Source organism: Anaerobacillus sp. ABD4_527, from assembly GCF_056160805.1.
This window is the reverse complement of record NZ_JBSWXZ010000001.1, coordinates 2,282,317-2,298,981: the sequence shown is the minus strand read 5'-3', so window position 1 is coordinate 2,298,981 and position 16,665 is coordinate 2,282,317. Positions and strand designations below refer to the sequence as shown.

At 43.3% G+C, this 16,665-nt stretch carries 21 protein-coding genes and 1 pseudogene; 18 read left to right on the top strand and 4 right to left on the bottom strand.

Annotated elements, in window-relative coordinates; all coding sequences use genetic code 11:
• Window position 1 precedes the first annotated feature (1 nt).
• The 15 genes from ACXAHI_RS11800 (at window position 2) to ACXAHI_RS11730 (ending at window position 10,820) form a co-directional block, all read left to right on the top strand.
• On the top strand, window positions 2-598 hold the full coding sequence (locus ACXAHI_RS11800; protein WP_474847908.1) for a flagellar biosynthetic protein FliO: 597 nt from the start codon (window positions 2-4) through the stop codon (window positions 596-598).
• On the top strand, window positions 598-1,281 hold the full coding sequence (gene fliP, locus ACXAHI_RS11795) for a flagellar type III secretion system pore protein FliP (protein WP_474848152.1): 684 nt from the start codon (window positions 598-600) through the stop codon (window positions 1,279-1,281). Before ACXAHI_RS11800 ends, fliP begins: the two co-directional genes overlap by 1 nt.
• A gap of 10 nt (window positions 1,282-1,291) precedes the next feature.
• Window positions 1,292-1,561: a flagellar biosynthesis protein FliQ gene (fliQ, locus tag ACXAHI_RS11790; RefSeq protein WP_270180450.1), complete on the top strand. Its 270-nt coding sequence runs from the start codon at window positions 1,292-1,294 to the stop codon at window positions 1,559-1,561.
• A 5-nt stretch (window positions 1,562-1,566) separates the two neighbouring features.
• The gene (fliR, locus tag ACXAHI_RS11785) at window positions 1,567-2,343 is read left to right on the top strand and encodes a flagellar biosynthetic protein FliR (protein WP_474847906.1); all 777 of its coding nucleotides are present in this window, start codon (window positions 1,567-1,569) and stop codon (window positions 2,341-2,343) included.
• Between the two features lie 4 nt (window positions 2,344-2,347).
• The gene (gene flhB / locus ACXAHI_RS11780; RefSeq protein ID WP_474847904.1) at window positions 2,348-3,448 is read left to right on the top strand and encodes a flagellar biosynthesis protein FlhB; all 1,101 of its coding nucleotides are present in this window, start codon (window positions 2,348-2,350) and stop codon (window positions 3,446-3,448) included.
• A gap of 2 nt (window positions 3,449-3,450) precedes the next feature.
• The gene (gene flhA, locus ACXAHI_RS11775) at window positions 3,451-5,487 is read left to right on the top strand and encodes a flagellar biosynthesis protein FlhA (protein ID WP_474847902.1); all 2,037 of its coding nucleotides are present in this window, start codon (window positions 3,451-3,453) and stop codon (window positions 5,485-5,487) included.
• A complete protein-coding gene (gene flhF / locus ACXAHI_RS11770) occupies window positions 5,484-6,665 on the top strand; it encodes a flagellar biosynthesis protein FlhF (RefSeq protein ID WP_474847900.1) in 1,182 nt (393 codons plus the stop codon). The genes flhA and flhF overlap by 4 nt, the downstream gene beginning before the upstream one ends.
• The gene (locus ACXAHI_RS11765; RefSeq protein WP_474847898.1) at window positions 6,649-7,512 is read left to right on the top strand and encodes a MinD/ParA family protein; all 864 of its coding nucleotides are present in this window, start codon (window positions 6,649-6,651) and stop codon (window positions 7,510-7,512) included. The genes flhF and ACXAHI_RS11765 overlap by 17 nt, the downstream gene beginning before the upstream one ends.
• Before the next feature lie 25 nt (window positions 7,513-7,537).
• Window positions 7,538-8,323, top strand: coding sequence for a FliA/WhiG family RNA polymerase sigma factor (locus ACXAHI_RS11760; RefSeq protein ID WP_474847896.1), 786 nt, complete (start codon window positions 7,538-7,540; stop codon window positions 8,321-8,323).
• 14 nt (window positions 8,324-8,337) lie between these two features.
• Entirely contained in the window at window positions 8,338-8,808 is a 471-nt protein-coding gene (locus ACXAHI_RS11755) for a DUF6115 domain-containing protein (protein ID WP_474847894.1), read from the top strand.
• A complete protein-coding gene (locus tag ACXAHI_RS11750) occupies window positions 8,805-9,242 on the top strand; it encodes a YaaR family protein (protein ID WP_474847892.1) in 438 nt (145 codons plus the stop codon). The genes ACXAHI_RS11755 and ACXAHI_RS11750 overlap by 4 nt, the downstream gene beginning before the upstream one ends.
• Window positions 9,243-9,398: 156 nt before the next feature.
• The gene (locus tag ACXAHI_RS11745) at window positions 9,399-9,965 is read left to right on the top strand and encodes an RNA polymerase sigma factor (protein WP_474847890.1); all 567 of its coding nucleotides are present in this window, start codon (window positions 9,399-9,401) and stop codon (window positions 9,963-9,965) included.
• Window positions 9,962-10,108: a YvrJ family protein gene (locus ACXAHI_RS11740; RefSeq protein WP_270180440.1), complete on the top strand. Its 147-nt coding sequence runs from the start codon at window positions 9,962-9,964 to the stop codon at window positions 10,106-10,108. Before ACXAHI_RS11745 ends, ACXAHI_RS11740 begins: the two co-directional genes overlap by 4 nt.
• Before the next feature lie 2 nt (window positions 10,109-10,110).
• Window positions 10,111-10,362, top strand: a complete 252-nt coding sequence (locus ACXAHI_RS11735; RefSeq protein ID WP_474847888.1) for a helix-turn-helix domain-containing protein — start codon at window positions 10,111-10,113, stop codon at window positions 10,360-10,362.
• Between the two features lie 89 nt (window positions 10,363-10,451).
• Window positions 10,452-10,820, top strand: coding sequence for a DUF423 domain-containing protein (locus ACXAHI_RS11730; protein ID WP_270180438.1), 369 nt, complete (start codon window positions 10,452-10,454; stop codon window positions 10,818-10,820).
• A gap of 35 nt (window positions 10,821-10,855) precedes the next feature.
• Here ACXAHI_RS11730 and gerQ read toward each other — a convergent pair whose 3' ends face one another.
• The 3 genes and pseudogenes from gerQ to hemQ form a co-directional block, all read right to left on the bottom strand.
• On the bottom strand, window positions 10,856-11,341 hold the full coding sequence (gene gerQ, locus ACXAHI_RS11725; protein WP_270180437.1) for a spore coat protein GerQ: 486 nt from the start codon (window positions 11,339-11,341) through the stop codon (window positions 10,856-10,858).
• A gap of 23 nt (window positions 11,342-11,364) precedes the next feature.
• Window positions 11,365-11,500, bottom strand: a pseudogene (locus ACXAHI_RS11720) (cell wall hydrolase); the annotation flags it as partial.
• A gap of 177 nt (window positions 11,501-11,677) precedes the next feature.
• Window positions 11,678-12,424 carry a hydrogen peroxide-dependent heme synthase gene (gene hemQ / locus ACXAHI_RS11715; RefSeq protein ID WP_270180436.1) on the bottom strand — a complete coding sequence of 249 codons (747 nt, stop codon included), beginning with the start codon at window positions 12,422-12,424 and terminating at the stop codon, window positions 11,678-11,680.
• A 306-nt stretch (window positions 12,425-12,730) separates the two neighbouring features.
• Between hemQ and pta the strand changes: the two genes are divergently transcribed.
• The gene (gene pta, locus ACXAHI_RS11710; protein ID WP_474847886.1) at window positions 12,731-13,705 is read left to right on the top strand and encodes a phosphate acetyltransferase; all 975 of its coding nucleotides are present in this window, start codon (window positions 12,731-12,733) and stop codon (window positions 13,703-13,705) included.
• A 213-nt stretch (window positions 13,706-13,918) separates the two neighbouring features.
• Here the strand turns inward: pta and lipL are convergent, their stop codons facing one another.
• Complete coding sequence (gene lipL, locus ACXAHI_RS11705) at window positions 13,919-14,752, bottom strand: octanoyl-[GcvH]:protein N-octanoyltransferase (protein WP_474847884.1); 834 nt, start codon at window positions 14,750-14,752, stop codon at window positions 13,919-13,921.
• A gap of 168 nt (window positions 14,753-14,920) precedes the next feature.
• Here lipL and ACXAHI_RS11700 point away from each other — a divergent pair, with 168 nt between their 5' ends.
• Entirely contained in the window at window positions 14,921-15,058 is a 138-nt protein-coding gene (locus ACXAHI_RS11700; protein WP_270180432.1) for a zinc ribbon-containing protein, read from the top strand.
• 293 nt (window positions 15,059-15,351) lie between these two features.
• Window positions 15,352-16,593: a dicarboxylate/amino acid:cation symporter gene (locus ACXAHI_RS11695; RefSeq protein WP_474847882.1), complete on the top strand. Its 1,242-nt coding sequence runs from the start codon at window positions 15,352-15,354 to the stop codon at window positions 16,591-16,593.
• Window positions 16,594-16,665: the final 72 nt, after the last annotated feature.

Below are 16,665 nucleotides of genomic sequence, written 5' to 3'. Positions count from 1 at the left end.
AGTGAAACAGCGTTACGTAGTCATCATGGCACTCGTGCTTTGCTTTTTTGTTATGACCCCAAACGTAGAAGCGGTTAACGGCAGCGTTACCGATTGGCTTAATGAAGATGGAGAGAAGCCAGCTGAAGAGCAGGAAAGCGAAACGCCTCCGAAAGTAGAATCCAAGGACACAAATATCTTTGTTCTCTTAATAAAACTTGTCTTCTATACGGTTGTTGTCGTGGGACTGATCTACCTTCTTATTCGCTTTCTAGCGAAGCGACAGCAAAAAATGCAGCAGCATTCCATCTTCACACCGATAGGGGGCTCCCCGCTTGGGAACAACAAGTCAGTTCAAATGATAAAAGCAGGAAACTCACTCTATATGCTCGGTGTTGGGGAGAATATCAATCTATTAAAAGAAATTAAGGATGAAGAAGAAATGAACGTCATCATGGCTCATGCTGAAGAACAGAAAACTGTTCCTTTTCTAAATCCAAAGCAGTCAGAAGACTTGAAGGATTTGTTTCAAACCAGTTTGAACCGTCAACGTTCAAAACGATCGAAATGGGAGCGAGATATGGAAGATCACGATCCTGATAAGAGAGATCGACTATGATGGATTTCGTTATCGGTTTATCGATCCCTGGCCTTGATTTTGGGTCGAGTGCACCTGAAGACGTATCAGTAACCGTTCAGCTCGTCCTGTTGCTGACTGTGCTTTCGATCGCCCCTGCAATTCTTGTGCTCATGACCTGCTTTACTAGAATCGTAGTCGTCCTTTCGTTTGTTAGATCTGCGCTCGCTACGCAATCGATGCCGCCAAACCAGGTGTTGATCGGTCTTGCGTTGTTCCTGACATTCTTCGTCATGTCACCTGTTCTGTCAGAAATCAATGCAGAAGCCCTGCAACCTTATATGAACGAAGAAATTGGGCAGGAAGAGGCGCTAGATGCTGCTGAGATGCCGATCAAAAGATTTATGGCAGAACATACGCGTGAAAAAGATTTAGCGCTCTTTTATAAGTATGCAAAACTAGAAAAACCGGAGTCGGTCGAAGATATCAGATTGACCGCACTTGTCCCTGCCTTTGCTATATCGGAATTAAAGACAGCTTTTCAAATAGGTTTTGTTATTTTTATTCCTTTTCTTATTATCGATATGGTCGTCGCGTCCACGCTGATGGCGATGGGAATGATGATGTTACCACCCGTTATGATTTCTTTACCATTCAAAATTTTGCTTTTTGTACTCGTCGATGGCTGGTATTTAGTTGTCGAGTCACTTTTATTAAGCTTCTGAGGAGGACGACATGTCACCGGATTTGGTTATTTCGATTGCTGAAGACGCTGTGTACACGGTCATCATTATCTCTGCACCGCTACTGCTCATCGCACTCGGTGTCGGTTTGATCGTCAGTGTATTTCAAGCAATGACTCAAATACAAGAGCAGACGCTCGCATTCATACCGAAGATCATTGCGGTACTGCTGACCATCGTTCTCTTTGGACCATGGATGTTAACGATGATGCTAGATTATACAACAAATCTCTATCAAAACCTCTATAGGTTCATCGGGTAAGGTAAATGGAAAGTGTCATAAACGCCCTGCCATTGTTTTTACTCGTATTCATGAGGGCGACCTCCTTCTTCATCGTTGCGCCGGTTTTTTCAACCCGAAGCGTTCCGGCACGGTTCAAAGTAAGCCTTGGATTTTTTATCGCACTGTTAGTAACGTCGGGCATCGGTTCAGTTGAGAGCATGACGCTAGATCTCGCATTCATACTTTTGATCATAAAAGAGTTATTTATCGGCCTGTCTCTCGGATTTATCGCAACCCTTATCTTGTACACGGTCCAAGTTGCTGGGGCATTTATTGATTTTCAGATGGGCTTTGTTATGGCGAATGTAATCGATCCCCAAACGCGTACTCAGGTGCCGATCATAGGGAACTTCAAGTACATGCTCGCGCTGCTTTTTCTCGTTTCTGTCGATGGTCATCATATGATGCTTGATGGCCTCGTTAAAAGCTATGAACTCCTTCCAGCGGAATCGCTCCTTGGACAGGCAGAGAGTGATTCGCTTGCTAGATTTATAGCAGAAGTCTTTTCAGGGATGTTCTTCTCAGCATTTCAGCTGGCGCTGCCGATCGTCGCATCGTTATTTCTCGTCGATGTTGCTCTTGGTCTATTAGCGAGAGCAGTTCCTCAAGTGAACATCTTTGTTGTCGGCCTTCCCCTGAAGATCTTTGTAGGGTTTGTGTTGATCCTAGTCACAATTCCGACCTTTTTCTTTTTATTAAGAGGAGTGTTTAGAGACATGATCGATACGATGGGCCAGCTTATTCAAATTCTGGGTGGTTAATGCGATGGGTACATACCGTTTGAAAATCAATCTACAGTTCTTTTCTCAAGAAAAGACAGAAAAAGCGACCCCTCAGAAGAAGCAGGATTCTCGGAAGAAGGGGCAGGTTGCAAGAAGTGCAGAGATTCCATCTGCTTTGATGATGATCGGCGTGTTCTTATTCATGTCGTTTATAGGCGGGTGGATGGTAGAGGGACTTCAAACGATGATCAAGGGAAACATCATGAGAATTCCAGAATGGGAGCTCACAGAAAAGAACCTCGACCTTTTGATGAAAGAGAACGTTTGGCAGGCAGCGATTATTGCAGCGCCATTGATGGGCATCTCACTCGTTATGGGAGTGATCGGGAACTACATGCAAGTAGGCTTTCTAGTCGCAACAGACCCACTAAAAGCAAAGCTTGAGAGAATCAACCCTATAAAGGGAGCGAAAAGGATTTTCTCGGCTCGTACACTAGTCGAACTTTTAAAATCGTTAATCAAAATAACATTCATATCAGCCGTCACGTTCATCGTCCTATGGAGAAAACGAGAAGAGGTGATGGTGATCTCCCAGATTTCGATGGGGGATGCCCTTGAGTTAATTGGTTCATTAATCATTCAAACAGGATTAGCGGTAGCCATTCTCATGTTGTTTCTATCGATCCTTGATTACGTCTATCAAAAATATGACTTTGAAAAAAACATCCGGATGTCAAAGCAAGACATCAAGGATGAACATAAAAAGAGTGAGGGTGACCCACTCATCAAATCACGCATCAAAGAAAAGCAGCGGGAGCTTGGGATGAATCGGATGATTTCAGAAATTCCAAAAGCGGATGTGGTGATTACAAATCCAACACACTTTGCAGTTGCGCTAAGGTATGACCCGAACGAAATGGACGTACCGACCGTCGTTGCGAAAGGGATGGATTACGTAGCTCAAAAAATTAAAGAATCAGCGAAAGAACATGACATCGTGATGTCTGAAAATGTTCCCTTAGCGCGTGCGCTTTATCACCAAGTGGATATTGGTGAAGGTGTGCCTGAGGATTTGTTCAAAGCAGTGGCTGAGGTGCTCGCTTATGTTTACAGTATCAAAGGCTATCCGGGAGGAGGAAACTAACCATGAAATTAAAGGATTATGCCGTACTCGTATCAGTCATCATGATCGTAATCATGATGGTTATTCCGTTTCCTCCACTATTGCTGGATTTCTTAATCATGATGAACATCAGTCTGGCACTGACGATCATTCTTGTCGCGATGAATACGAAAGAGGCATTGCAGTTCTCGATCTTTCCCTCGTTACTGTTGCTTACAACCCTTTTCAGGCTAGGCCTTAACGTCTCCACTACCCGATCGATTTTGACAAACAAAACGGGTGGACAGGTCATTGAAACGTTTGGATCATTTGTAGTTGGAGGAAGTGTTGTAATAGGTCTCCTTGTTTTCCTTATTCTTGTTATCATTCAATTTATTGTCATAACGAAGGGGTCCGAACGTGTGGCTGAAGTAGCAGCACGATTTACACTTGATGCGATGCCAGGTAAACAAATGAGTATCGATGCAGATTTAAATGCAGGAATGATTTCAGACCGTGAAGCCCGTGAACGTCGCCAAAAGATCGAACGAGAGGCAGACTTCTATGGTGCGATGGATGGTGCTAGTAAATTCGTAAAAGGAGATGCCATCGCAGGTATCGTCATTACGCTCATTAATATTATCGGTGGACTTATCATCGGGATGGTTGTTCACGGAATGGCGGTTGGAGATGCAGCGGCGACGTTTACACTTCTATCGATAGGTGACGGCCTCGTCAGTCAAATACCAGCACTCTTAATTTCGACAGCTACCGGGATCGTCGTTACTCGTGCTGCTTCTGATGGCAACCTTGGAACGGACATTACTGGGCAGATCTTTGCATATCCAAAACTGTTGTACATCGTTGGTGCCGTAGTGGCACTCCTTGGAATCGCGACGCCGATCAATCCGCTGCTTACCTTTCCGATCGCAGGGTTGCTTATCTACTCAGGCTGGTTGATGCAACGAAATCTCGATCAAACAGCTGAGGAAGTAGAGACCGCTGCAGGTGAAGACGAAGCTGAAGAAATGAAAAGTCCAGAGAGTGTCACAGGACTTCTACATGTTGATCCGATCGAATTTGAATTCGGCTATGGCTTAATTCCACTCGCAGATCAAAAGCAAGGCGGAGATTTGCTTGACCGGGTCATCATGATTCGTCGACAGATCGCACTTGAACTAGGAATCGTTGTACCGGTAATCCGCATTCGAGACAACATTCAGCTGCAGCCGAATGAATATGTGGTCAAGATTAAAGGAAACCGTGTTGCTGGTGGTGAGCTTTTACTAAACCAGTATCTTGCGATGAGCAGTGGCGTGGAAGATGAAACGATTACTGGAATCGAAACAGTGGAACCAGCCTTTGGACTACCTGCTCTCTGGGTGACAGAGGAAATGAAGGATCGTGCGGAGCTTTCTGGTTATACCATCGTGGATCCGCCATCGGTCGTATCGACCCATTTAACTGAAGTGATCAAAAAGCATGCGCACGAACTGTTGAGTCGACAAGAAGTGAAGAATCTCTTAGATAACGTTAAAGAAACGTCACCGGCTGTGTTAGAAGAGCTCATCCCAAATGTTCTCACGATCGGTGATGTTCAAAAAGTTTTGATGAGGTTACTAAAAGAAAAAGTATCGATCAGGTCACTCGATATGATACTAGAATCACTTGCTGACAATGGTATTCGAACAAAAGACACCGACGTGTTAGCCGAATACGCGAGACAGGCGTTATCAAGGCAGATCACGGCTCAAATCGCAGCCCCTGGTGAAGCGGTAAAAGTACTTACTGCTGGTGCTAGACTTGAAAAGCGATTTGCAGAATCTGTACAGCAATCTGATCAAGGCAGCTATCTAGCACTTGATCCTGAAACGTCTCAGGCTATTTATCAGGAAGTATTGCAGCAAGTAAACCGCCTGCAGCAATCTGGCATTCAGCCGATCTTATTAACTTCTCCTGCTATTCGAATGTATTTAAGACAATTTCTTGAGCGATATATGCCTGACTTAACCATTCTATCTTACAGCGAATTAGAACCTGATGTTGAAGTTCAGAGTGTAGGGGTGATCAATCTGCCATGAAAATAAAACGATATACCGTTAACCATTTGAGAGAAGCCATGCCGATGATTCGGAAGGATCTTGGCAAAGACGCAGTCATTTTAAATACGAAGAAAATAAAAGTAGGAGGCTTTCTCGGATTTTTTCAGAAGACGAAACTAGAAGTCCTCGCTGTACTAGATGAAGATAAGGCAGCAAAGGAGAAAAAGGACGAGTTTCAGACGCTGCTCGAATCAGAGAAGAAGCGAAGAGAACAGCAAGTACCTGAACCTTTCAAAGAGCCTCTTCAAGAAGTACGACCAGAACCAAAACCAGAACCCGTGAAAGAGGACGATCACCATGTGATGGGTGAACTAAAGTCCATGAAGGAAATGATGATGCAGATGATGGAAACAGAAAGGTTACCGGTGCATCTGAAGCCAGTGAACGCCTTTCTCGAAGACCATGAATTCTCAAAGTCGATCCGTTCCTCGGTTATGGCAGATTTACTCATGAAAGCGAAACTTTCTCCAGGGTTTTCAAAAGAAGATGCATTCACCTGGATGAGGCAAGGGCTTCAAAAACGTACAAAAGAATACCCTGATATGACGAGTTCCTCAAAGAAGATTCGCTGCTTTGTTGGTCCGACAGGTGTAGGAAAAACGACGACGATTGCAAAACTTGCGGGAGACATTATTTTAAATGAACGAAAGTCAGTTGGGTTGATCACATCTGATACGTACCGTATTGCAGCGGTCGATCAGCTGCGAACGTATGCTGATATTCTAGGAATTCCTTTAGAAGTCGTTCAATCACCTGATGATCTTGCTCTTGCAATCAGAAAGCTCTCTGAGTGTGACACGATCTTAATGGATACAGCGGGACGAAACTATCAGCAGTATAAGTATATATCCCAGCTTGAGGAGCTTGTATCGAGTAATGATATCGCGATTAGTCTCGTTCTCAGTTTGACGCACAGATACAATGATTTAAAAGTGATCACAGATAATTTTCAGAGCGTGGGTGTAACGGAAGTCATCTTAACGAAAATGGATGAAACGAGGGCAAGAGGCCCGATCTTTAACTTAATGGAAGATTACAAGCTGCCAGTCACACTCATTACGAATGGACAGAACGTGCCTGATGATATGTTGAAGACCACAGAAGGAACACTTGTTGATCTAGTGATGGAGGAAAAGATGTATGGCAGATCAAGCTAACAAGCTACGAGAGAAGGTTACTAGTCAGACTCAGTCTACTCCTCGCGATCGGAAGACAAAAGTGATCGCAGTAACGAGCGGTAAGGGCGGGGTGGGCAAATCTAATATTTGTTTGAACTTAGCGTTAAGTATGGAAGCACTCGATAAAAAAGTAATGATTCTGGATCTAGATGTAGGCATGGCGAATGTTGACGTATTGATGGGCGTGACGCCAAAAGGAACATTGATCTCGATGCTTGAAGAAAAACTCCCACTCGAGGAAGTTCTTGAAACTGGGGTCAACGGACTAACCTACATTGCTGGGGGTAATGGAATCGGTCGGGTGTTTTCGATGAGTGAGGATCAGCTTCACCACTTTTTTCATGAATTTAGTAGTCTACAAGGTAAAGTCGACTACATCATTTTGGACACGGGCGCAGGCCTTACCAAGGAAAGCATGAGGTTTCTTCAGGCAGCCGATGACATCTTTATCGTTCTTAACCCAGAACCGCCGTCGATAACGGATGCCTATGCAGTGCTGAAGGCGCTGCATATGAAGAATGACCAACTACCGATCAAGCTCATCGTCAACCGTACGATCAACGAGTTTGAAGGAGAACAGGCATCGGCAAACTTTTTACGGGCTTCTGAACAGCTTCTCAACAAGCCGATCGAGGTGCTTGGCTACATTCCAGATGATGATGCAGTAAGAAAAGCCGTTATGGCACAAACGCCATACTTGTTGCAATACCCACGTTCGAAAGCTTCAGAAGCAGTCAATCAGATCGCAAGGACGTACCTTGACCTTCCTACACAATATAAGTTAGGCGTGAAAGGGTTCCTTATGAAGACGTTGTTTCATAAATAAATGGAAGACATTGGTGGTGAATCCCATGAAATCCAAAATGGACGAACAGACAATTGAATATTGGAAGGCATGGAAGAACGAGCGAAATGAAGCAGCTGGTAACTATCTTGTGTCATTCTATCGACCACTTGTGGATTATGCTGTTAAACGGTATATGGCTGCACTTCCATCCTCTGTCCATCATGATGATATCAGTAGTTTTGCTTATAATGGCCTACTTGACGCAATCGACAAATTTGAACTAGAGCGCGATCTTAAATTTGAGACGTATGCAAACTGGCGGATAAAAGGTGCAATCATCGATGGGTTAAGGCAAAACGACTGGGTACCACGTTCTGTGAGAGATAAAGCACGTAAGATCGAGGAAGCGTATGCGCTATTGGAGCAAGAGAACCAAAGATCTTGCACAGATGAGCAAGTCGCAAAGCACCTCGGGATGTCGGTAGTAGAAGTGCAACAAACGATACAGGACGCCTCTCTTTCGATTATGATTTCAGTTGACGAACCAGTATATGAAGAAGATCAACAGCAGATCGAACGGTACAACGTGATCGAGAATGAACGTGCAGATTCACCTGAAAAGCATATTCATGAGCATTTTATTAAAGAAATTCTGACCGAAACAATTGATCGACTACCTGAAAAAGAAAAACTAGTAATCTCGCTCGTATATTTTGAGGAGCTGACTCTAACAGAAATAGCGAAAATTTTAAAGCTGTCTACAAGTCGAGTCTCTCAGCTTCATTCAAAAGCGTTGCTACGAATGAAAGGTGCCCTTCGAGCGAATAAAGAACATGTACAATCCATGTAATCGGAGTGAATACGATGGTAATCTTCATTTTTATCAGCATAGCACTACATCTCGTTAGCTTTTTGTGTATCGTTCTCTTATTCCTTAAGCAGTCCAAAGGTTCAAATTTAAAAGAAGAAGTCAGGTCGAGTATGCAGTCGTACATCGAACAGCTCGAGGAAGAAAACGATCAATTGATCGATCGAGTGAAAGCACTCGTTGAAAAACGAGAGGGGCAAATCGATTTGCGCCTTCGAGTACTTGAGCAGTCGAAAGCTGCACCTCAGGAAAGCGTACCGGCGCAGCAGCCGAAAGAAAACCAGCCATATCAGAAGCCAGGGACGGTCGTGCTTCAGCACCCTTCAGTAAGGAACGATCGAAAGCAGCAAGCACTCAAGCTATACAAAGAAGGCTTTACGATGACTGAAATTGCAAAGTTCTTAAACTGCGGTATTGGGGAAGTCGAACTGATCGTCAATATACACGGAAGGTCTCAGCAGCTATGAAAATACAGCAATCAACTCAAGTGATGCTCGATTCACTTAAGAAAGATACGATGAAATCATCATCACCTAACCCGTTCAATGGTGTGATGAATGAGGCGGCAAAAGAGTTGAAAGGCTCCGCACTTCAGCGGCTGCTTCATCAGATTGAAGAACAAGGCAAAGTACTAGGGAAAGAAAAAACACTCCAAAACCTAACGGCATACAAACGTTTAGTGAAGCACTTCCTTGAAGAAGCAGTTGGTCAGGGCTTGTCACTGTCTGAAAAGAACAGCACGGACCACAGAGGGCGAAACAGAACGTATAAGCTCGTCGAGACAGTTGAGCAGAAGTTAGTCGATCTTCAAGAAGAAATACTACAAAAAGAAAAGTCAGGTGTGCACGTGTTATCACTCGTAGGAGAAGTGAAAGGTCTATTGGTAGATTTAATGCTCTAGGTCGTTTATACTAGAAAAAATAGGAAGTATTTGCTCATGTGCGAACACATGAGTTTTTTTATAATAAAAATAAGAACATACGTTCGAATTCATGGTTGTGATTTTTGCAAGAAAGGATACTTTCTATCCTACACAAAAGAGAAGGGAGAGGTGAGGATGAAGCAAAAGTGTCCATATTCTATGATAAAGGGTGCTCATGGAGAGCTCATGAAAAACCCCCTTTTCCGGTCATTTATTCAAGATGAAGAAAGCTGGAGATGTTATCTCGATGTGATTAACGATAATGATAACGAAGCACTAAATCGACTGAATCAACTTTTTCACATGTTTTACGCCGAAATTCGTTTCATTGCATATGTATCACGTTTAGTCCATTATACGGCGATAAACTATGACAGAAAACGTAGATTAAACAGTATGAGGTATCCGCTTACGCTTGATCAACCCGTTAAGGAAAGTGGAGATTCTTGGGTGAATCTCATGACAGGTGCACCGATCTATACTTCAAACGAAGTTGAGCAGCAGTTCCTGTCCTATTCACTGTTCCGAGCGTACAAGAGACTCACTACGAAGCAGAAAGAAGTGTTGACCCTATACTATCGTGAAGGTGCAACAGACACAGAGATAGCGAATGATTCAGGGGTTTCTCAACAGGCCGTAAGCCGACGCAGAAAACGTGCTCTGCAGAAATTAAGAGAAGTCGTGAAGGAGGGAATTCGATGAATATCACAAACATTATTAATACGATGATCGGTGACTTAGGTTTTCCAATCGTTGTATCACTGTATCTACTCATTAGACTTGAGCGAAAAGTTGAAAATTTATCGAACGTGATTGCAGAGCAGGAATCTGATAAGAAGGGATAACTATGGAAAGCAGATTATATAACCTTTTACAACGTGCTAAGAAGCAGGATGAGGAAGCACTCTCCCACATCCTACAAACATTTGAGAAAAAGATACAATCAGAATTAAGACAGACGTCGTTTGGAGCGAGAGACGACCTGCGCCAGGAGCTGTTCGTGAAAGTGTGCGAAGCAGTGGGAAAATACAAGATGGATGACGTACCTGACTTTGAGGAGTTTGCGATGAAATTAGAAAAAGATAAGCGCGAGGAGTGAATGATGTATGAACATTTATGAAAAACGTTGTGGCGTGAATTGCTTTTAGCTATGATGAAGATGGAACGAAACAATACGGAGGGTTACTCATGAAACTTTTCTTGATCATCGGTGCGATCAACGCTTGTCTAGCAGTTGGTCTTGGCGCTTTTGGCGCTCATGGATTAGAAGGACGATTGTCAGAAAGAATGTTAGAGACGTTCAAAACAGGGGTTCAGTATCACATGTATCATGCTCTTGGTTTGATCGGCATTGCCGTTGTCGCAGACAAGCTTCAATCAACAGGGCTCATTAACTGGGCTGGATGGCTCATGTTTGCAGGGATCATCCTCTTCTCAGGTAGCCTATATGTGTTGAGCTTGAGTGGAATTAAAATTCTTGGTGCGATCACGCCTCTTGGAGGTCTCGCATTCATCACTGCTTGGATTCTTCTTGCAGTTGCTGCATTAAAACTATAAAAAAACGGCCTGAGCATTCAGGCCGTTTTTTTGATTTATCTTGGAGAATATGAGGTCATTTGTTGAACAGGGTAGTTATATTCAAGTTCTTCATCAAACGTAATGTAGTCAAGATAAACCATCAACAGGATATAGCGTTTTCCAGTCTGTGGATCAGAAATAATAATATGATCTCTCCCAGCTGCCTCCACGATCCCTTTAAATACTTTCGCATTCCATTTTTCGTTGTTCTCAAAGGTCATGTAAATCGTCGCGACTTTTCCAAGGTTTAACCTAAGAATGTTTTCTATATACGATTGCTCGACTGCCAATTGAGCTGGAAATCCTTGACCCTGCATTGCGCCCTGTACTTGCCCTTGGCCCTGCGTTGGGTATCCTGATGGAAAAGATTGTTGCCCCATCTGCCCCTGGCCTTGTTGCCCCATCTGTCCCATTTGCCCCATCTGCCCCATTCCATTTTGTCCTTGCTGCGGCATCTGTCCATAGCCGCCGCCCCCGTTGTTCCAGAGCTTGTTTTTCATCGTAACCCTCCTTAAGCGTTCTCCTAGCCATAGTAAACTTCTGAGCACTCACTTTCGGTAGGTTGATAAAAGCAGTGAGCTTTAAACCTTCCTGAAATCCGTTGGTCGTACAGTAGGGCAAGTTCCTGAAGGCTTAAAGAACCACAGTGCATGACTTGCCGAGTGGTATGGGATGCTTCGAGCTACCCATCCATTTCGCTGCTTCAAGATAAAGGAAAATGCCATGACCCTTCGTAACTCATTGTATGTTCGATAATGGATGATATGCCTTTTTATAAACCGGAATTGCACATAAAAAAGCCAACGAAAACAGCTGTTTTCGTTGGCTCATATTAGTTAAACGTATAAGAATTGAGGCAGGCGTTCTTTCGGTAGATGAGTTCCAACAAAGAAGCTCCCGAATTCGCCGAAACGTGCGCTCACTTCGTCGAATCTCATTTCATACACAAGCTTTTTAAACTGAAGAACATCATCAGCGAATAGGGTAACGCCCCACTCCCAGTCATCAAAACCGACTGAACCTGTGATGATTTGCTTAACCTTACCAGCATAGCTTCGACCGATGAGTCCATGACTGCGCATCATTTCGCGACGCTCTTCCATTGATAGCATGTACCAGTTATCGTTACCCTCACGCTTTTTATTCATAGGGTAGAAGCAAACATAAGGTGCTTCAGATAGCTCTGGCTTCAAACGTGCTTGGATACGAGGGTCATTCTCAGGGTCACTGTCTTTGCCAGCCATGTAGTTACTGAGCTCTACAACAGATACATAAGAATAAGCAGGGATTGTATATTCAGCGAGTGTTGTTTTATTGAACGCATTTTCGATTTCATTTAGTTCTTCCATTGTTGGGCGAAGGAGCATCAACATAAAGTCTGCTTTTTGTCCCACGATGGAATAAAGCGCATGACTTCCTTCTTTATAATTCGCTGTAGCTTCCCATTTTTCAAGGAAAGAATAGAATTCATTCATTGCGTTGTCACGTTCTTCGCTAGATAGCTGCTTCCATGCAGTCCAATCCATCAAACGGAAATCATGTAGGCAATACCAGCCGTCAAGAGTTACTGCTGCTTGGTTCATATATGATCCACTCCTTAATAATTATCCAATCAATCTCCACCCTCTACTATACCAATAGTTCTGCTTGTTTGAAAGCGACGCGGATGATGTGAAGGAAGAATAACAATTCTATCGCATCAAGTAATACGGTCATATACTGATCGATTGGAGGGAGAAAGGATTGCTCGTTTCTACATATAAGTACCTTTCATTCGTCAGAAAAGTAGAACTTTTATATGGAAGGGTTTACAACTAAGGATTTATTTTTGTTTTTAGGGAAAAAAGAGTATCGTAGGGATTGGAAATCAAATTAATGAGGTGAATACAATGAGTGATCTTTTTACAAGCATGAAAGATACGGTAAGAAACGGCCAACCGACGATCGTGTTTCCGGAAGGAACAGATGAAAGAGTTCTTGTTGCGGCAAATCGTCTCGCTCAAGATGGCATCCTAAAACCAATCGTTGTTGGTGGAGAAGCAGCAGTAAAGGACAAAGCGTCATCTTTAAACGTTGCTCTTCATGAAGATCTACAAATTATTGATCCTGCAAACTATTCAGACATGGACGCACTTGTTGAATCGTTCGTAGAACGCCGTAAAGGAAAAGCAACAGCAGAACAAGCACAAGAGATTCTTCTCGATGTGAACTACTTTGGTACGATGCTTGTTCATACAGGAAAAGCTGATGGCCTTGTAAGTGGAGCTGCACACTCGACTGGTGACACGGTCCGTCCGGCACTTCAAATCATCAAGACAAAAGAAGGAATCAAGAAGACGTCAGGCGCATTTGTTATGGTGAAGGACGATCAGAAGTACGTGTTCGCAGACTGTGCGATCAACATTGCTCCTGATAGCAACGACCTTGCTGAAATCGCTGTCTCTAGTGCTGAAACTGCGAAAATGTTTGGGATCGATCCAAAAGTTGCGATGCTTAGCTTCTCAACAAAAGGTTCTGCTGTTTCCCCTGAAACAGAAAAAGTCATGGAAGCTACAAAGATTGCGAAAGAAAAAGCACCTGAGCTTGTTATCGACGGTGAATTCCAATTCGACGCTGCATTCGTCCCTGAGGTAGCAAAGAAAAAAGCACCTGAATCCCCGCTAGAAGGACAAGCGAATGTGTTTGTATTCCCAGGCCTCGAAGCAGGGAACATCGGCTACAAAATGGTACAACGCCTTGGTGGATTCGAAGCAGTAGGTCCAGTTCTACAAGGTCTTAACAAGCCTGTAAATGACCTTTCTCGCGGCTGTAGTGAAGAAGATGTATACAAGCTTGCTTTGATCACAGCAATGCAAAGTTTATAAGGTTCGTTGAAGACTGTCGACATCCGTTCGGCAGTCTTTTTTAGCGTTCAACGTTAGATTGGCGGATATATTCTCGCTTTCGCGGATAAAGTATTACATTTAGCGGATAAATCTCCACAATCGCGGATATATTTAGAAATTCGCGGATATACCACTGATACTGCGTCATATTAAAAGCACCCGAAACGAATTTCGGGTGCTTTTTCACTAATATTAGTAAAGTGCTTTCTCATTTCGTGTGAAAACACGCTGGTAATTGTAATCGTAAAGGGATAACTCTGGAATCGAAAGGTGTTGAGTCGTCAATGTCCCTGCGTATTTATTCAGCGTTTTCAGCGTTCCCATCATAAGGTCGCTTACCGACAAACTTTCTCCCGTCAATTCACTCAACGATGCCATCGTTTTAGGAACAATATGTGGATACGTGAACTTCGTTTCTTCGCCACCGAGGGAGCGTTCGTAAAATTCCTTGATCAAAGCTGCCCGCTCTGAACCACTGCCATCTACACAGAGATAAACTTGAACCGCAACGCCTCCCCGTAAGCGTCTTTGTGAGATCCCAGCAAACTTCTGTCCGCCAATACTCAAATCGTAGCGGCCCGGACAATAAGAGCCTACAATTTCACGATCTTCAACATTAACACCATATGGTAAAAGGATTTCCTGTACAAAATCGACCATCGATTCATATCCTTTGTCGATTCCAACCTGCTGCTCTTTTTCTGCAAAAACAAGCGACAGGTTCAAAACACCACTATCTAGTACAACTGCAAGTCCGCCTGAATTTCTAACAATGACCTTGTATCCTTGTTGTTTTAAGTACGTGATTCCTCGTTCGATGTAAGGAAGTCGTGTGTCTTGTATGCCAAGGACAACCGTATCATGGTGTACCCAGGATCGCATGACTGGTGAAGAATCCCCGCTACCTGTTGAGTTGCAGAGCGTATCATCCATTGCAAACGATTGAAGTGCATCGAAAGACGGTCCAAGAGTAGATTGATCTATTATTCGCCATTCTGGCTGATATAGTACTGAGTCATTCGCCATAGCTATTTCCTTTCTGTTACAAATCATCTTTAGCTATTATAGCACGAGAAATACTAGCCTTCAGAATACAGATTGCGACAATATTTCCCGGGAGATGACATATTATGATGTTTTAACATAGTAAAACTTGTGGAATATACATACTAGATAAATATGGGAGGTGAAGGGATGCCACGTGCGACCGATAGACCCGGTGAAGGTACATATAAATGTACGAACTGTGGTCAAGAAATGACGATTGAGAAAGAGAGTGATCAGTTACCACCTTGTCCAAGTTGTGGTAATAATACATTTAATGCAGCATAAAAGCATAGCACCTCAGCATTGGAAAGTACGGGAAATTTTTCTCGTACTTTCTTCTTAGTTTTAGCGGTTTTTTAGCTATAAAACCTTTATTTAACAGGAGAATTGTAAACTAACTAAGTAAATATAATTTTGCGAGAATTAGTGAAAATGCTATAATAATGTTTGTGTGTTTACTAGTTAGCGAGAAAGAGAGCAAGCGAAGCAAATATATCACAAGGTGGAAGTGCTTTCATAAAAACAAGACAGCAAACGAATGACTTGCATATAAACCATTCAAGAAAGGGGTAATGTCCATGAAGCTAACGGTTAAGATTATCGCCGGTTTAGTATTGGGTATTTTAGTTGGTGTCATCTTTAACTTATTTGCACCAGATGCGTTTGGACCCGTAGATAAGTATTTTCTTGGTCCTGTAGGACAGATCTTTTTAAACTTAATTAAGATGCTAGTTGTGCCGATCGTGTTCTTCTCGATCGTAGTAGGTACAGCAGGAATCAGTGATCCTAAGAAACTTGGTCGTATGGGAGGAAAGACAGTAGGGTTTTTCTTAATCACCACGACGATCGCTATTTCGATCGCTATGGCACTTGCTTATTTAATCAAGCCTGGTGTGGAAGGTTCATTCACTGGTCAAAGTGATTTTGAAGCACAGGAAGCACCTCCTGTAATGGATACGATCCTTAATATCATCCCGACGAACCCTGTTCAGGCGTTGACAGAAGGGAACATGCTTCAAATCATCGCCTTCGCGATCTTCATCGGTTTTGCGCTCGCGGTACTCGGTGACAAAACGAAAGCATTGCGAGACCTTATGGAACAAGGTAACGATGTGATGATGTATCTTGTTAAAATCATTATGGAAACTGCTCCATATGGAGCGTTCGCTTTGATCGCCTCTGCTGTCGGTGGTCAAGGTAAAGAAGCACTTCAATCCATGGGTATGTACTTTATCGTCGTACTGGCTGGACTGTTTATACACGCACTCGTCACATACAGTAGTGCGATTTATTTGCTGGGTAAAGAGAATCCGCTTAAATTCTATAAAGCTTTTTCACCAGCAATGGCAGTTGCATTCAGTACCTCATCTAGTAGTGGTACACTTCCTGTTTCTATGAAAACTGCTCAGGAAAACTTGAAGATTCCAAAACAAATCAGTAGTTTTGTTCAGCCCCTAGGGGCAACCATCAATATGGATGGAACTGCAATTATGCAGGGTGTTGCGACTGTTTTCATCGCGCAGATCACGGGTGTTGAGCTAACGTTCACACAGCTCATCATCGTCGTTGTCACTGCTACTCTCGCAAGTATTGGAACAGCCGGTGTTCCTGGTGTAGGACTCATCATGCTTGCGATGGTTCTAAACCAAGTTGGTCTTCCGGTTGAGCCGATCGGCTTGATTCTTGCCGTCGATCGATTGCTCGATATGACGCGTACAGCGGTTAATATTACCGGTGATGCGGCTTGTGCTCTCTATGTAACAAAATCAGAAGAAAAAAGAAATGGGAATACAACGTCTGCTGCTGAGATTGAAGGATAACCGACAACAGTAAGCGGATGAAGATTCTCCTTAAAAAACCTTCTATTACCTGTCTTTTTGACGGGTAGTGGA

Coding starts and splice junctions, on each gene's coding strand:
- fliP (WP_474848152.1), top strand. CDS start 598: ATGGATTTCGTTATCGGTTTATCGATCCCTGGCCTTGATTTTGGGTCG.
- fliQ (WP_270180450.1), top strand. CDS start 1,292: ATGTCACCGGATTTGGTTATTTCGATTGCTGAAGACGCTGTGTACACG.
- fliR (WP_474847906.1), top strand. CDS start 1,567: ATGGAAAGTGTCATAAACGCCCTGCCATTGTTTTTACTCGTATTCATG.
- flhB (WP_474847904.1), top strand. CDS start 2,348: ATGGGTACATACCGTTTGAAAATCAATCTACAGTTCTTTTCTCAAGAA.
- flhA (WP_474847902.1), top strand. CDS start 3,451: ATGAAATTAAAGGATTATGCCGTACTCGTATCAGTCATCATGATCGTA.
- flhF (WP_474847900.1), top strand. CDS start 5,484: ATGAAAATAAAACGATATACCGTTAACCATTTGAGAGAAGCCATGCCG.
- ACXAHI_RS11765 (WP_474847898.1), top strand. CDS start 6,649: ATGGCAGATCAAGCTAACAAGCTACGAGAGAAGGTTACTAGTCAGACT.
- ACXAHI_RS11760 (WP_474847896.1), top strand. CDS start 7,538: ATGAAATCCAAAATGGACGAACAGACAATTGAATATTGGAAGGCATGG.
- ACXAHI_RS11755 (WP_474847894.1), top strand. CDS start 8,338: ATGGTAATCTTCATTTTTATCAGCATAGCACTACATCTCGTTAGCTTT.
- ACXAHI_RS11750 (WP_474847892.1), top strand. CDS start 8,805: ATGAAAATACAGCAATCAACTCAAGTGATGCTCGATTCACTTAAGAAA.
- ACXAHI_RS11745 (WP_474847890.1), top strand. CDS start 9,399: ATGAAGCAAAAGTGTCCATATTCTATGATAAAGGGTGCTCATGGAGAG.
- ACXAHI_RS11740 (WP_270180440.1), top strand. CDS start 9,962: ATGAATATCACAAACATTATTAATACGATGATCGGTGACTTAGGTTTT.
- ACXAHI_RS11735 (WP_474847888.1), top strand. CDS start 10,111: ATGGAAAGCAGATTATATAACCTTTTACAACGTGCTAAGAAGCAGGAT.
- ACXAHI_RS11730 (WP_270180438.1), top strand. CDS start 10,452: ATGAAACTTTTCTTGATCATCGGTGCGATCAACGCTTGTCTAGCAGTT.
- gerQ (WP_270180437.1), bottom strand. CDS start 11,341: ATGAAAAACAAGCTCTGGAACAACGGGGGCGGCGGCTATGGACAGATG.
- hemQ (WP_270180436.1), bottom strand. CDS start 12,424: ATGAACCAAGCAGCAGTAACTCTTGACGGCTGGTATTGCCTACATGAT.
- pta (WP_474847886.1), top strand. CDS start 12,731: ATGAGTGATCTTTTTACAAGCATGAAAGATACGGTAAGAAACGGCCAA.
- lipL (WP_474847884.1), bottom strand. CDS start 14,752: ATGGCGAATGACTCAGTACTATATCAGCCAGAATGGCGAATAATAGAT.
- ACXAHI_RS11700 (WP_270180432.1), top strand. CDS start 14,921: ATGCCACGTGCGACCGATAGACCCGGTGAAGGTACATATAAATGTACG.
- ACXAHI_RS11695 (WP_474847882.1), top strand. CDS start 15,352: ATGAAGCTAACGGTTAAGATTATCGCCGGTTTAGTATTGGGTATTTTA.